The sequence below is a fragment of the Ensifer sp. CCNWLY38 genome, assembly GCF_037120565.1.
In the GTDB taxonomy this organism is placed as follows: domain Bacteria; phylum Pseudomonadota; class Alphaproteobacteria; order Rhizobiales; family Rhizobiaceae; genus Ensifer; species Ensifer adhaerens_H.
Genome location: NZ_JBBBBO010000003.1, coordinates 449,257 through 464,593, shown reverse-complemented (window position 1 = coordinate 464,593; position 15,337 = coordinate 449,257). Strand labels below are relative to the sequence as shown.

Below are 15,337 nucleotides of genomic sequence, written 5' to 3'. Positions count from 1 at the left end.
CCGCAGGCGCAACAAACAGCAGCGAAGAGAGGAAACATGGCGAAGATCGTTTCGCTCGCCGAGGCCGTCGGCGACAATGTCAGGGATGGCGACACCGTCGCCATGGAAGGCTTCACCCATCTGATCCCCTATGCCGCGGGCCATGAGGTGATCCGCCAGGGCCGCAAGGATCTCTATCTGGTGCGCATGACGCCCGACATTCTCTACGATCAGCTGATCGGCGTCGGTGCGGCGCGTGGCATGAAGTTTTCCTGGGGCGGCAATCCGGGCGTCGGCTCGCTGCACCGCTTCCGCGACGCCGTCGAAAACCAGTGGCCGCGTCCGCTCGAAATCGAAGAGCATTCGCATGCAGCCATGGCCAATGCCTATGAGGCGGGTGCCGCCAACCTGCCCTTCGCGACGCTGCGCGGCTACATCGGCGCCGACCTGCCGAAAGTGAACCCCAACATCAAGTCGGTCACCTGCCCCTTCACCGGCGAGGTGCTCGCCGCCGTGCCGGCGATCCGCCCTGATGTGACGATCATTCACGCCCAGCGCGCCGACAGGAAGGGCAACGTGCTGATCGAAGGCATCGTCGGCGTGCAGAAGGAAGCCGTTCTCGCGGCCAAGCGCTCGATCGTCACGGTCGAGGAGATCGTCGACGAACTCAACCCGCCATCCCCCAACTCCCTCGTGCTCCCGGGCTGGGCGGTTACATCAGTTGCCCAAGTTCCGGGCGGCGCCTTCCCATCCTATGCGCACGGCTACTACTCGCGCTCCAACGCCTTCTACATCGGCTGGGACGAGATCGCTCGCGACCGCGACAGCTTCACCGCATGGATCAAGGAAAACGTCCTCGACGCCAAGCCTGATGATTTCGCCAAACACGCCGGCAACAAATCGGCAAAAGCGGCCTGAGGAGGATAGGATGAGCGACTTCACCCCCACCGAGATGATGACGATCGCCGCCGCCCGGGCGCTCTCCAACGACGACGTCTGCTTCGTCGGCATCGGCGCGCCATCGGCTGCCTGCAACGTCGCGCGGTTGACCCATGCGCCGGATATCACGCTGATCTACGAGAGCGGCACGGTCGGAACCAAGCCGGACGTGCTGCCGCTTTCGATCGGCGACGGCGAGCTCTGCGACACGGCCCTTTTCACAGTCTCGGTGCCTGAGATGTTCCGTTACTGGCTGCAGGGCGGGCGCATTACCACCGGGTTCCTCGGCGGTGCCCAGATCGACAAGTTCGCCAATCTCAACACCACGGTCGTCGGTCCCTATGACCACCCGAAGGTCCGCCTTCCCGGCGGCGGCGGCGCGCCGGAGATCGCCTCCAATTGCGGCCGCATCTTCATCACCATGGCGTTGTCGAAGCGCGGCTTCGTCGAGAAGCTGCCCTTCATCACCTCGATGGGTCACGGCGAAGGCGGAAATCACCGCGAACGGTTGGGCATGAAGACCAAGGGGCCGACGCGCGTCATCACAGACCTTTGCATCCTTGAACCCGATCCCGAGACCAAGGAACTGACGGTCGTTTCGATCCATTCGGGCGTGGCCCGCGAGCAGATCATCGAGAACTGCGGCTGGGCGATCAAGTTCGCCGGGCAAGTGATCGAGACACCGGTGCCGACCGAGCTGGAGCTTGCGACCCTGCGCGACATCAACGCCCGCACCAAGAAGGCGCATCAGGGCAACAAGGAGGCTGCGTAATGGCCGAGGCTTTCATCTGCGACTACATCCGCACCCCGATCGGCCGCTTCGGCGGCTCGCTTTCCTCAGTGCGCGCCGACGATCTCGGCGCAGTTCCGCTGAAAGCGTTGATCGAGCGTAATGCCGATGTCGACTGGGACGCGGTCGATGACGTGATCTTCGGCTGCGCCAACCAGGCGGGCGAGGACAACCGTAACGTTGCGCGCATGTCGCTGCTGCTCGCCGGCCTGCCGGTCGGGGTATCAGGCACGACGATCAACCGTCTCTGCGGCTCCGGGATGGATGCCGTCATCGCCGCGGCGCGGGCCATCAAGTCCGGCGAGGCCGAGCTGATGATCGCAGGCGGCGTCGAGAGCATGTCGCGCGCGCCCTTCGTGATGCCGAAGGCCGATACCGCGTTTTCGCGCAACGCGGAGATCTACGACACGACCATCGGCTGGCGCTTCGTCAATCCGCTGATGAAGAAGCAGTACGGCGTCGACTCCATGCCCGAGACCGGCGAGAACGTCGCAGCGGACTTCCGTGTCAGCCGCGAGGACCAGGATGCCTTCGCCGTCCGCAGCCAGGCGAAAGCCGCCGCAGCGCAAGGCAACGGTCGCCTTGCGAGGGAGATCGTCTCGGTAACGATCCCGCAGCGCAAAGGCGAGCCTGTGGTCGTCGAGCGCGACGAGCACCCGCGCGCAACGACGATGGAAGCGCTCGCCAAGCTCGGCACGCCCTTCAGACAAGAAGGCGGCACGGTGACCGCCGGCAACGCCTCCGGCGTCAACGACGGCGCGACCGCGCTGATCATCGCCTCGGAAGCGGCGGTGAAGAAATATGGGCTGCGGCCGATCGCGCGCATTCTCGGCGGCGCCACAGCCGGTGTTCCACCACGTATCATGGGCATGGGACCGGCGCCGGCATCGAAGAAGCTGATGGCGCGGCTGGGTCTCAAGCCGTCGCAGTTCGACGTCATCGAACTCAACGAGGCCTTCGCCTCTCAAGGCCTCGCCGTTCTGCGCGACCTCGGCATTGCCGACGACGACGCGCGCGTCAACCGCAACGGCGGCGCGATCGCGCTCGGTCATCCGCTCGGAATGTCCGGAGCGCGCATCACTGGCACGGCTGCCCTCGAACTACAGGAGACCGGCGGGCGCTACTCGCTCTCGACCATGTGCATCGGCGTCGGCCAGGGTATCGCAGTGGCGCTGGAACGGGTCTAGTCCGCCTCAAAGCCCTCAAATGCAAAAGAGCCCGGCCTCGCAGAGGCCGGGCTCTTTTGTTTATCTCAATCGGGCTACCCTGCGGGTGCCGTAACCTTGCGCCCAGTCACTCCGACCAGATCGCGACATCGACAGGGCCGAGCTTGCGGCCGCCGACATGGAAGGTCGCGCCTGCCGGCGCCGGGACGTCGACGGCAGCCTTGCCGTAGTTGAAGGCGAAGGTGAGCCTGCCGCGGCGGGTGATGCGCAGATCGCCGAGATCCGAGAGCGCCTCGACCGAGGCCCAGCCAAGCGCATCGCCGATCACCTTGCCGAGGAAGCCACCGCGCGCGCCCGTCGCCAGGTAACGCGCCTTGTCGTTGCCGACGAGTGCCGGAGCGCCATTGCGGTAGTCGCCCTCGAAGGTCGCAAGCACGGTTTCGCTGGTCCTGATGGTCTCGCGCCAGACGCCGGCCGGATAGGTTTCGTTGCCATAGAGCACGCTTTCGGCATGGAATTCTGGCAGAGATTCGACACGGGCGACGCTGAGATCGATCAGCGATGCAAGCGGTCCCGGCGGCAAGCCTTCGGGAATATGCATGTCCTCGGTCTTGCTGCCGCTGCGCGGTCCGAACAGAACCTTGGCGCCGGAAGCCGCAAGCTTTTCGACAAGGGCCTGATCCGGGATGACGAGGTCGGGCGCCAGCACCAGCTGGTAGCCATCGAGATCCGAGTGCTGGCCGATGATGTCGACGTCGACGCCGAAGCGGGCGACGGTCGAATACCAGTCGAGCGCGATCTGCGAGGCCAGATAGGTGCGGCCCTGCGGCAGGGCACGCGTTGCCCAGCGCGAAGTGTAGTCGAGCAGGAGCGCAACCTTGGCCTTCTCGCGGCGCTCGCCCTTCGGCAGCCGCTTCATCTCCTCGGCGACCTGCGCAACTTCGAGATAGCCCTGGTCGACCTCGCTGTTCGGCAGCAACAGGCCCGCATGAAACTGCTCCTGCGCGAACGGCACCTGGCGCCAGCGGAAATAGGAAACCATGTCGACGCCATGGGCATAGGCGAGCCAGGTCCAGAGCCGCACCATGCCGTCGGCCGGCGACTGGTTGTGCGAAGCCCAGTTCACCGGGCCCGGCTGCTGCTCCATCACCCAGACGCGGCCGTTGCCGACGGCGCGGTAGAGATCGTGGTTGAAGGCCGGCTGGTCCGGATCGCCGACACGCAGATAACGGCCCTTGTCTTCCGAGCAGAGGCGGCCGTTGAGGAGCCCACCCATCGGATAGACGTCCCAGGAGGCGATATCGATATCCTCGCCCACCTTGTAGTGATCGAAGTCGGTGTTCTGCGACATGAAATTGTGCGTCACCGGACGGCCCGGCGAGTGCTTGCGGATGATGTCGACCTGCGCCTTGTTGAAGCTCTTCACCTGATCGGAGGAGAAGCGGATGTAATCGACGATATGGGTCGGGCTCGGCTCTTCCACGAGGTTGTTCGGAAGCTCGACTTCGTCGAACGCCAGATAGTTCATCGCCCAGAAGGCCGTGCCCCAGGCGCGGTTCAGCTCCTCGACCGTGCCGTAGCGGTTCTCAAGCCATTCGCGGAAGGCGCGCAGCGCCTCGTCGGAATAGCTGTAGATCGTGTCATGGTCGCCGTATTCGTTGTCGGTCTGCCAGGCATGCACGAAGGTGTTCTTGCCGTAGCGCTCGGCCATGGCTTCCGAGATGCGCGCCGCCTCGATGCGATAGCGGCGACTGGAGAAGCAATAGTGGCGCCGGGCGCCGAACTTGCGCACCACGCCCTTGACGTCGACGGGAAGGATATCCGGGTAGCGGTCGATCAGCCATTTCGGCGGTGCGGCGGTCGGCGTGCCCAGAATGACCTTGAGGCCGGCATTGCCGAGCACCTCGATCGCCTCGTCCAGCCATTCCCAATGGAATTCGCCCGGCCGCGGCTCGATCTTCGCCCAGGCGAACTCACCGATGCGCACCCAGGCAAGGCCAAGTTCGACCATGCGGCGCGCATCCTCTTCCCACTTCGCGCGCGGCCACTGCTCCGGATAGTAGCAGACGCCGAGCTCCAGCATGTCGGTCTGCTGTTCTTTGGCGTTGAAGCGGTTCGTTCTGGTCATGGGCATGTGCACGGGTCCGGTCCTTCGTCATTTCATTCGGCCGGTTGGTTCCAGCCTCGGGTTTTGTCTGTCTCGTCTTGAATATAAACGTTTATATTCAAGAACATGAAAGGGCGCCCTAATCGGGCGAAAAGTTCGTCAACGGTTCGGGTTCAAGCGATCGTCGCAGCGTTCGATGAGGTTTGGCATCAGGAGCGTCTGCAGCGCCTCCGGCGGCTCGCCCTCCATGCGCCTCAGGATATAGGCACCGAGCAGGCTGCTCGGCTCGCTGATCGGCAGGTAATAGGTGGTGATCGGCGGCGCGAAATACTGGCTGACATTGAGGTCGTCGGTGGCATTAATCACCGCATCACGCCCATGCACCAGCCCGCGCTCATGGAAGCCCGAGAAGGCGCCGAGCGCCGAAGCTTCGTTGGCGCAGATATAGGCGGTCGGCGCATTGCTGAGTTCCGACATCGTCAGCACGTTCTCTCGGCCGAAGGCGGGCGTCAGCCGGCCATGGGCCACGAGCGCCGGATCATAGGGCAGGCCAGCGACTTCAAGGGAACGCCTGTAAGCTTCGAGCCGGGTGATGCCATAGCTCAGGTCCGAGAGCGGGTTGAGCAGCGCGATGCGGCGATGGCCGCGCTCGACCAGGCGTGCCATCGCCACCCGGATCATCTGCTCGTTGTCCGCGTCGACATAGGCGTGCGGCGCATTGTGGATGCTGGTGCCGTAGGTGACGAAAGGAAAGTCCGCCGCCTGCATGGTGCGGATGCGCGGATCGTCGGCGCGGGTGCCAGAGATGATGATGCCGTCGGCCTTCTTCAGCGACACGATCTGCTTGATGACCGCCTGGCTCTCCTCGAAATTGCGGACGGCGTAGAGCGAGACGCGATAGGGGCTGTCTTCCAGCGCCCAGGAAATACCGCTCAAGAGTTGGGCGTATTCGACGCCTTCCCATTCGTTCTGCTTCGGGCCCGGCGCCGTCATGATGGCGGCGACCTGGTAGGTCTTGCCGGTGCGCAGCTGCACGCCATGCATGTTGAGCTCGTAGCCGACGCGTGTCGCCGCCTCGATCACGATCGCGCGCGTTTCCGGGCGGACCTGAGGCGAATGCTTCAGGGCCTTGGACACGGTGGCGATGGAAAGCCCCGTCTCCTGCGCGATGGTCTTGATCGTCGGTCTCTGCATGGCGTCTCTGTTCGTCACGGGTTGCTAGATCACGATGATTTGGGTCGGCTGAGCGTTGCCGCCAGCTGAAGATAGACTGCGGATGTCCAGGCGAATGCCCGATCGCGAAGGCCCCTCCCCGAGCGCGCATCGAAGTTTTCGGCCATACCGCTTTTGCTCGCAAGTGAACAGAACTTTTCCGCGACTTCATGCGCAAGTTCAATCTGCCCTTGCCGGCGAAGACCGTCCCAGAGCAGAAGCGTGGTCGGCGCCCAGATCGGCCCGCGCCAATAGCCGTCGTCCTCGTAGAACGAACTCTGCGGGCTCTCGGTCGCCGGTCCCCATTCGGTGATAAAGCCGCCGGCGACAAGACGTGCCACGAGCTTCTCGCGCATTTGAAGTGTCAGGCGTGCACCCAGGAGCAGCGGCATGAACTGGATCAGGTTGTCTCCCGGCAGTATCCGCTCCGGATCCGCCGCGAGCCTGGCGCCAAAGGTCTCACCGGTCCACAGGCGCTCGAACAACAGAACCTGCAGTTCGTCAGCTTTCTGCCGCCACATCGCCTGGCGATCCGCCTCGTCTTCGAGACGTTCCGCCAGTGCCTCGCAGGCAAGGATCAGGAAAACCGGCAGATCCGGCGAAATCACCGGCCCGCCCTCGGCAAAGAAGGTGGCGTTATCCCAGCCGCTGTCATTGCCGTGGAAATAGGACGGCAAGCTCGCCGCATCCTTGCGCCCATAGGTCAACCAATAGTCCACCTGCTTGCCAATCGCGTCGCGCAGGTAATGCTTGCGCTCCACTGTGAGGAAGGACGGGTCGGCAGCAGCAATCAGCGACACGGCCCAGCCATGCACCGGCGGTTTGGTGAAGGCGAAGAGCACGTCGCGGTCGTTGATGTAATCCGGCAGCAGGCCGGAGGCGTCCTGATGATCGAAGATCGCCGCGAACTGGTCGAAGGCGAGGTCATGATCGAAGGCGGCGACGCCGAGCGCGGAAAAGGCGTTGTCCCAGCTCCAGATGTTGATCATGTGGTTCTTGGACATATAGATCGCCGGCCGCGTCAGCGCGCCGCCGGCGGGCACACCGTTCGCCCAGAGCAGATAGCTCGCCAGACGATGCGCCTCGTCCTGACCGGCAACGCCATTCGGAACGCGTGCGTGCCATTCGACAAATTCGGCCGCAGCACCTGAAAGCGCCTCGGCGAAACGGCCGGGCCGATCGACCGGCGGCACGGTGCGGAAAAAATCGACATTGCCCTCGAAGGTATCCCCGCCCGAAAAGGCGAATGACACGTCTTCGGAGTGATCGCGCTGCCAGGCACCGGTGACCTTCAATTCCCCAACGATCGCGCGCGGAATAAACTTGACGTTTTCGACCGCAGCAACGAGGCAGTCCTCGCCCTTCGGCGTGCGGTAGACATAGTCGTAACGCGATCCTTCGAGATGGAAGCGGACGCCGGCCTTTTTGCCGGATATGTGCAGCCTTTCCCCTTCGCCGATGACGAAGGTGACTTCGCCCTCACCGACGCGGGCGTCGAGGCGTTCCGGCGAAAGCACGAGCACAGGCGTCACGGTCTCGCCGGCCGCACCGAGGAACTCGACGCGGCAGAGGCGGCCGAGCGAGGGCCGCTCGTCGCCGCCGCCGACATGACGAAGATAGAGCGCGCGCTCACCGTCGCGGCGCGGCACACGCATCATCGAGAGCGTCAGGAACCGGCCCCTGCGGCTGAAGGGGACGTAATCGATATCGAACAGCATGCCGTTATCCCTTCACCGATGAGCCGACCGCGCCATCCATGATGTAGCGCTGGGCGACGAAGAAGAGGGCGAGCGGCGGCAGGCAGAGGATGACTGTGATCGCGGCGATCGAGGTCACGTCCACCTCGTGCAGGCCCTTGAACATCGAGAGGCCGAGCGTCAGCGTGTACTTCGACTGGTCGTTGAGGAAGATCAACGGGCCAAGATAGTCGTTCCAGGCATTCATGAAGTGGAAGGTGCCGACCAGCACCAGCGCCGGCATCATCAGCGGCAGATGGATGCGCCAGTAGATGTCGAAGGCGTTGGCACCATCCATGCGGGCGGCCTCGTCGATCTCCATCGGCACGGTCATGATGTACTGACGAAGCAGGAAGACGAAGAAGGCGTCGGCGAAATAGGCGGGCACGATCAACGGCTTCAGCGTGTTGATCCAGCCGAGCAGGTTGAACTCCATGTAGAGCGGGATCATCTTCACGTCCCACGGGATCATCATGGTGGCGAGCAGCAGGATGAACAGCGGGTCGCGACCGGGAAAGCGGAAGCGCGCAAAGCCATAGGCAACCAGCGACGAGGAGATCAGCTGGCCGATGGTCGACAGCACCACCACGATCAGCGAGTTGGTGAGATAGGTGCCGAAGGGCTGCTTGTTCCAGGCGGCGGCAAAATTCTCCCAGTGCCATTCGGAGGGCCAGAAGACCGGCGGGAACTGGTAGAGCTCGGCCGAGCTTTTGATCGCCGTCATGAAGGTCCAGTAGAACGGCGCGATGAACAGCGCCGACAGCAGGATCAGCGCGGAATAGAGCAGCGTCTTACGCATTGCGATCTCCATCATTCTCGCGGACTTCGCCTTCGTAATAGACCCAGGCGGCCGACCAGCGCATGACGCCGAGACTGAGCAGAAGCACGATGATGAACATCACCCAGGAGCCGGCGGCGGCATAGCCCATGTCGAAATACTTGAAGGCGTTGTCGTAGATGTACATGGCGAAGAAATAGGTGGAGCCGAGCGGTCCGCCCTTGGTCAGAAGCAGTGCGATGGTCAGCTGCTGGAAGGCGGAGATGATCGAGGTGATGAAGGTGAACAGCAGCATCGGCCCGAGCATCGGCAGGGTGATGAACACCATCTGTGCCCAGCCCGGAACGCCCGAAACGGTCGCCGCCTCGTAGAGTTCCTTCGGGATCGCCTTGAGGCCGGTCAAGAGGATCAGCATGGTGCCGCCGAGGCCCCAGAGGCTGGCGATGATGATGGCGACGATCGCAAGGTTCGGATCGCCGAGCCAGTTCGGTCCGTCGATGCCGACGAAGGAGAGCATGAAATTCAGAAGGCCGTACTCCCTGCTGTAGATCCAGCTCCAGATCGTCACCAGCGCCACGCCGGAAATGACGCTCGGCAGGTAGAAGGCGGTGCGGAAAAAGCCGCTGGCAAAGGTGATGTGATGCAGCATCAGCGCCAAAAGGAACGACATGACGATGTTGAACGGCACGTAGATCGCCGCGAACTTCACCGTGATCCAGAGACTCTCCCAGAACTGCGGGTCCTCGAACAGCATCGAACGATAGTTTTCGAGACCGACGAAGCTGCGCTCGCCGACAACGGGCCAGTCGTAGAAGCTCATCGTCAGCGAGAAGACGAGCGGGCCGAGCGTGAAGAACAGGAACCCGAGGATCCACGGGGAGATGAACAGATAGGGTGCCGCATAGCGCGCGATGGCGGAGCGCTTGCGCCTTGCCACCTTTGGCTCTGCACCGGCATAGGTCATGTCCATCTCCCCGTACTCCCTCTTCTTACTTGACCAGACGCTTGGAGCGGTTGACCGCATCGTCGAGATGCTGCTTGGCATTGCCCTGGTCGATCATCGTCGCCTCGATCGCGCGGGCGAGATTGTCCTGGACCTTGCCCCAGTTGGCGTTCTTCAGGAACGCGTGGGTCTCGGTGTTCGAGGTCGCCAGAATGTCGAAGAAGGGCTTGTAGACCGGGTCCTTGGTCATGCCCTTTTCTTCCGCGACGCTGGTGCGCACCGGCAGGTCGTTGACGCGCATGGCGACGGCTTCCGGCGAGGAGAAGAACTTGACGAATTCCCAGGCGAGATCCGGATGCGCCGCGTCCTTGGCGATCGAGATCGCCGAGACACCAAGGGCCGAATGGGCGGTCTTGTCGCCGAACTTCGGCAGCGGTGCCACGCCATACTTGACGCCGGAGGCGTCGATGCCGGACTTCGACCACATGGCGCTCTGGAACATCGCGATCTTGCCGCCCTTGAAGAGCGTGCTGCCGGTCGTGTCGTCGCCGAGGTTCAGCGTGATCGCTTCCTGCTTCTTGGCCATGTCCGCGAACATGTCGAGCACCTGAGCGGCCGCATCGCTGTTCATGTAGCCGTCGATCTGCTTACCGTCGTCGGAGATGTATTTGGTGCCGTTCGACCAGAGGAACTGCTCGAAGTCATAGGGATCGGGCTTGGCGTCGACGGCAAAGCCGTAGACCTTGTTCGGCTCGTCGCGGAACTTGGCGGCCTTGGCACGCAGGTCGTCCCAGGTCCAGCCGTCCTTCGGCTCCTCCATGCCGGCCTTGGCGAACATGTCCTTGTTGTAGAAGACAACTTGCGTGGTGAAGCCCGACGGCATGCCGTAGGTCTTGCCTTCAACACGAACGGTGTTCATCAGGCCCTTGGGGAAGTCGTCCGGCTTGAGCTCGGCCGCATCCTTGGCGATCAGGTCGTCGAGCAGCTTCAGCGACGTGTAGTACTGCGGGAAGTTCCACATGTACATGACGTCGGGCGGGTTGCCGGCGCCGAAAGCGGCGATCAGCTTCTGATCATAGCCGTCTGCGTAAGGTTCGACCTGGACCTTCACGCCCGGGTGCTTTTCCTCGAACTTCTTGGCGATTTCCTGCTGGATAGCCAGGCTTTCGTCCGTGTCCCAGGTCGCAAAGCGCAGCACTTCTTCCGCGCGGGCCGTGGCGGTTCCGGCCATTGCCAGAACCATCAGCGAGCCGATGATCGACTTCCTGTTGAGCATGCCTCTCCTCCTCATTCGGGTTACGCGACCCGCTTTGCCTTTTCCTGATTGATGAGCGCCTGCGTCTCCGCATCGAGCCGCCGCGCGACCGCCTGGCCATCGCCATCGAACAGATGGCAATGTTCGGCCGGCAGGCGCAGGTGCACGCGTTCGCGGGCGGACACCGGATGCGTGCCACGCACGACGGCGGTCATGTCGCTGCCGTTCTCAAGGCTGATATGGACGTGGCTTTCCGTGCCGAGCCGCTCGACGAGGCGCACGTCGCCGACGAGGTGACCCTCCTCGGCCGAAACCAGCTCGATCTTGTCCGGGCGAATGCCGAGCGTCACCGACTTGGGCTTGGCGACCGGTGCGGCCGAGAGCATTTCGAGCGTGAGCGGATGGGCGAGACCACCGCCGTTGAGCGTCACCGCCGTATCGACCTGCGACGTCACTTCGGTCGTCACGAAGTTCATGCGCGGCGAGCCGATGAAGCCGGCGACGAACAGGTTGGCCGGCTGATAGAAGAGTTCGAGCGGCGTACCGAACTGGCTGACCTTGCCCTTGTCGAGCACGACGACACGATCGGAAAGCGTCATCGCTTCCACCTGGTCGTGGGTCACATAGATCATCGTCACGCCGAGACGTTCATGCAGCGCCGCAAGTTCGACGCGCATGGTGACGCGCAGGCCGGCATCGAGGTTCGACAGCGGCTCGTCGAGCAAGAAGAGTTTCGGCTCGCGCACGATCGCACGGCCGATTGCCACCCGCTGGCGCTGGCCGCCGGAAAGCTGGCGCGGCTTGCGGGCCAGCAGTTCCTTGATGCGCAGGATGTCGGCAGCGCTCTCGACGCGGCGATCGATCTCGTCGCGCTTCATGCCGTTCAGCGCCAGGCCAAAGGACAGGTTCTTGCGCACGTTCATGTGCGGGTAGAGCGCGTAGTTCTGGAAAACCATGGCGATGTCGCGCTTGGCCGAGGAAACGTCGGTGATGTCGCGCTCGCCGAGACGGATCGAGCCGCCATCCAGCTCCTCAAGCCCGGCGATCGAGCGCAGCAGCGTGCTCTTGCCGCAGCCGGACGGGCCGAGGAAGCAGACGAACTCGCCGTCGGCGATGTCGAGGTTGATACCCTTCAAGACTTCAAGCGAACCAAAGCCTTTGCGCAAATTGTCGATGCGGATCGCTGCCAACGGGCCCTCCCTGCCGGCGGAGCGCTGTAACGGCGACCAAGGGTCGGAGTTCAGCAACTAGTTAAACGTTTATATGCACGATAAAAACGTTTAACTTTCTTGTAAAGCGGAAAATCGCATCAATCCGATTTTGCTGTTGAAGGCCGCCGGCGACAGCAAATCGGCCGCCCGGAGGCGGCAGTTTTTGGCTTTTTATCTCAGACGCTTAGACGTTCGAGCGTCTCGTCGAGCGCATTGAGGAAGTAGTCACAATCCTCGGTGCTGAAGGGCGCGGGCGGCTTGACCTTCAGCACATTGTGGTGCGGCCCCTCGCTGCTGAGCAGAATGCGGTGCTTGCGCTTCATCTCGGCGATGACGAAATCGAGTTCACGCGCCGCCGGCTCCAGCGTCTCGCGGTTGCGCACCAGTTCGATGCCGTTGAAGAGGCCATGGCCCCTGACGTCGCCGATCATCGCATGCTTTCCGGCAAGCACCCGCGCCCCGCCCATCAGCCGGTCGCCGACGACCCGGCAATGATGCATCAGCCGCTCGTCGCGGATGACATCGAGCACGGCAAGGCCGATTTCGGCAGAAACCGGATTGCCGCCGAAGGTGTTGAAGTACTCCATGCCGTTGGCAAAGGAGGCGGCGATCGCCTCTGTCGTGACGACAGCTGCCATCGGGTGGCCGTTGCCGATCGGCTTGCCCATGGTGACGATGTCGGGTGTAACACCCTGCAGCTCGTGCGCCCACATGTGGCTTCCGACGCGGCCGAAGCCCACCTGCACCTCGTCGGCAAGGCAGAGGCCGCCGGCTGCGCGCACATGGGCATAGGCTTCGCGAAGATAACCTTCCGGCAGCGACAGTTGTCCGCCGGTTCCGAGGATCCCCTCGCTGAAGAACAGCGCCGGACGGCGGCCATCGGCGGCAAGCTCTGCGACCTGGCTGCGCACGTCCTCGGCATATTTGCGGCCCGCATGCTCGTCACCGTAGCGATAACGCCCGCGATAGAGATCCGGCATCTCCGCGACCTTCACATGCGCCTGCTTCCCTTCCCCGCCCTTGCCGGCGAACTTGTAGGGGCTGACGTCGATCAGGCTCGACAGATGGCCGTGATAGGCATGATCGACCGTGATGATGTCGCGATTGCCGGTATAGGCACGCGCAAGCCGGATGGCGAGATCGTTCGCCTCGCTGCCGGAGTTGACGAAGAAGCAGACGCTCAACGGATCAGGGAACTGCGCGGCAAGCCGACGGGAATATTCGACCAGCGAATCGTGCAGGTAGCGCGAATTGGTGTTGAGTTTCTGCATCTGCGTCTGCGCCGCCTTGACGACGCGCGGATGGCAATGGCCGACGTGGCAGACATTGTTGACCATGTCGAGCCAGCGGGTACCGTCCTCGTCGATGAGATGCGCACCCTCGCCGCCGACGATCTTCAGGGGGGCGGCGCTATAGGCGATGCTCAGCGACCTACCTATGCGGCGATGGCGCTCGCGCACCAGGAATTCCTTGTCGCGCTGCACGATCACCGAGACCGGCACTGAGAGGCCAAGCACCACGCTCGGGTCCGGGCTCACTTCGCGCCACACCTGCCACTGGTCTCGCACGCCGACGCCGTGCATCTGGCCGCCGAGGCCGAGATGATCGGTGACGATCTGAAAATGCAGATGCGGCGCCCAGTTGCCGTTTTCCTCAGCCGCGCCGAAGGTGGTGAAGACCTCGCCCTTGGCGATCGGTTGCCCCATAGAGAGGCTTGCGACGCTTTCGCGCGAAAGATGCCCGTAGAGCGTCCAGAACCGTACGCCACCATCGATCTCATGCTCGAGCAGCACGGTCGGGCCGAAACCGTAGGGGACGGCGTCGTCGTGAATGAAGGCGACCTTGCCGGCAAAGGGCGCCGAAACCGGCTCTCCTGCCGGCGCGAAGATATCGACACCGAGATGCACCGAGCGACGCGCACCTTGCACGGATGTTTCGTAGGCGTCGCCCTGGTAGATGCTGCGGTCCTCGCCATAAAGCCCGATGCCGAAGGCGGCGTGTTCGCTGCCGATCTGCGCCGCGATGCGCGCTTCGGCCCCCGCCGGATCGAGGCCCGCCCATTGCGCCGCCTCCGGTCCGGAGGCGGAGAAATCGAAGACAGCGACCTTCGGCCTGGCGACGCCGGGCCGAACGATCGGCGCGAAATCATGCGCATTCTTTTCGAGCCAGCGCACGACCGCGGCCGCATGCGGGATCGGCGCCAGACCGCAGGCATCGCGGATGCGCGCGATGGCGACCGCCCGGTTCTCGCTCTGGAGCCTCTTCAATTCGCGCCAGACATCCTCCTGGCTGACGAGCAGATAGGTATTTTCAGGATTGTCGCGGATCTGTTTTGCCGCCATGCACATGCTGACGGCGTAGCGGGTCAGCACCAGATCGAAGACCAGCTCGACTTCGGTTTCGCTCAAGCGATTGACCTGGTGATAGGCGCGGGCCAATGCTGCAATGGTCCCGACCGGATCCGCTGCTCCGATCAGCGCATAGGCCGAAGCGACGGCGATCTCGATAACGCGCCAGGTCTCGACCATGTCGCCGAAGTCGAGCAGGCCACTGACCTGGCCTTGGCCGTCGAGCAGCACATTGTAGTCGTTGGCGTCGTTGTGAATGACCTGCATCGGGCAGGTCGCAAGGCGAGGCAGGACAGCCAAAGCGAAATGATCAAGGATCGCGTCGACCGCCGCGCGCTTGTCCGGGCCGTCGATCAGTTCCAAGTGTTTGCGATGCATGTCGGCCCGGCCGATGTCCCAAGCATAGAGCCGCTTGGTGCCAGCGTGCGTGAAGCCTTCGAGGCTGCGATCAAGACCAGCCAGCAACCGTCCGAGGCTCTCGGCACTGGCGGCGTTGCGCACCGGCGCCTTCGCCCAGATATCGCCCGGCAGCCAGGAGAGGAGCCGTGCCGTGCGCGGGCCGCGAAGCTCGATCTTGCTGGTGACGGCGCCGGAGCGATCGCGAAACGCGCGCGAGACCGACAGATCGGATGCCTTGGCGGCAAGATGTTCCAGCACCGCCACCTGCATGTCGAGCTCGTCGGCGTCGCCGGTCGCGTGCAGCTTCAGCAGGAACTCCTGGCCATCGGCGGCCGAGACCCGGTAGTTGAGATCGTGCTCGCCCGGCAGCGGCGAGAGGCTCGCCTCGATGCCGTAGGTGTCGCTGAGCCAGGCGCGGATCGTCGCCAATTCCTGCTCGGTTCTCAAATCTCTCTCTGCCATTGTCTCTGCCCG

General features: G+C 63.4%; 11 protein-coding genes. 3 read left to right on the top strand and 8 right to left on the bottom strand.

Annotated elements, in window-relative coordinates; all coding sequences use genetic code 11:
* Positions 1-36 precede the first annotated feature (36 nt).
* The 3 genes from V7S54_RS09185 to pcaF are packed head-to-tail and all read left to right on the top strand — an operon-like array spanning position 37 to position 2,895.
* Positions 37-897, top strand: coding sequence for a CoA transferase subunit A (locus V7S54_RS09185; RefSeq protein ID WP_065373196.1), 861 nt, complete (start codon positions 37-39; stop codon positions 895-897).
* A gap of 10 nt (positions 898-907) precedes the next feature.
* Positions 908-1,690 carry a CoA-transferase subunit beta gene (locus V7S54_RS09180; protein ID WP_065373197.1) on the top strand — a complete coding sequence of 261 codons (783 nt, stop codon included), beginning with the start codon at positions 908-910 and terminating at the stop codon, positions 1,688-1,690.
* On the top strand, positions 1,690-2,895 hold the full coding sequence (gene pcaF, locus V7S54_RS09175; protein ID WP_065373198.1) for a 3-oxoadipyl-CoA thiolase: 1,206 nt from the start codon (positions 1,690-1,692) through the stop codon (positions 2,893-2,895). Before V7S54_RS09180 ends, pcaF begins: the two co-directional genes overlap by 1 nt.
* 106 nt (positions 2,896-3,001) lie before the next feature.
* On the opposite strand, the gene V7S54_RS09170 is transcribed toward pcaF, so the two are convergent.
* From V7S54_RS09170 to V7S54_RS09135, 8 genes are all read right to left on the bottom strand, one after another.
* Positions 3,002-5,014 carry a beta-galactosidase gene (locus tag V7S54_RS09170; RefSeq protein ID WP_336556959.1) on the bottom strand — a complete coding sequence of 671 codons (2,013 nt, stop codon included), beginning with the start codon at positions 5,012-5,014 and terminating at the stop codon, positions 3,002-3,004.
* A 126-nt stretch (positions 5,015-5,140) separates the two neighbouring features.
* Complete coding sequence (locus tag V7S54_RS09165; protein ID WP_336408303.1) at positions 5,141-6,175, bottom strand: LacI family DNA-binding transcriptional regulator; 1,035 nt, start codon at positions 6,173-6,175, stop codon at positions 5,141-5,143.
* Between the two features lie 29 nt (positions 6,176-6,204).
* Positions 6,205-7,911, bottom strand: a complete 1,707-nt coding sequence (locus tag V7S54_RS09160; RefSeq protein ID WP_336408302.1) for an amylo-alpha-1,6-glucosidase — start codon at positions 7,909-7,911, stop codon at positions 6,205-6,207.
* A gap of 4 nt (positions 7,912-7,915) precedes the next feature.
* Entirely contained in the window at positions 7,916-8,728 is an 813-nt protein-coding gene (locus V7S54_RS09155; protein WP_043625687.1) for a carbohydrate ABC transporter permease, read from the bottom strand.
* Positions 8,721-9,677, bottom strand: a complete 957-nt coding sequence (locus V7S54_RS09150; RefSeq protein ID WP_336408301.1) for a carbohydrate ABC transporter permease — start codon at positions 9,675-9,677, stop codon at positions 8,721-8,723. Before V7S54_RS09150 ends, V7S54_RS09155 begins: the two co-directional genes overlap by 8 nt.
* Before the next feature lie 19 nt (positions 9,678-9,696).
* A complete protein-coding gene (locus V7S54_RS09145; RefSeq protein WP_065373203.1) occupies positions 9,697-10,926 on the bottom strand; it encodes an ABC transporter substrate-binding protein in 1,230 nt (409 codons plus the stop codon).
* 20 nt (positions 10,927-10,946) lie between these two features.
* Positions 10,947-12,095 carry an ABC transporter ATP-binding protein gene (locus tag V7S54_RS09140; RefSeq protein ID WP_065373204.1) on the bottom strand — a complete coding sequence of 383 codons (1,149 nt, stop codon included), beginning with the start codon at positions 12,093-12,095 and terminating at the stop codon, positions 10,947-10,949.
* Between the two features lie 197 nt (positions 12,096-12,292).
* Positions 12,293-15,325, bottom strand: a complete 3,033-nt coding sequence (locus V7S54_RS09135; RefSeq protein WP_336408300.1) for an aminotransferase class III-fold pyridoxal phosphate-dependent enzyme — start codon at positions 15,323-15,325, stop codon at positions 12,293-12,295.
* Positions 15,326-15,337: the final 12 nt, after the last annotated feature.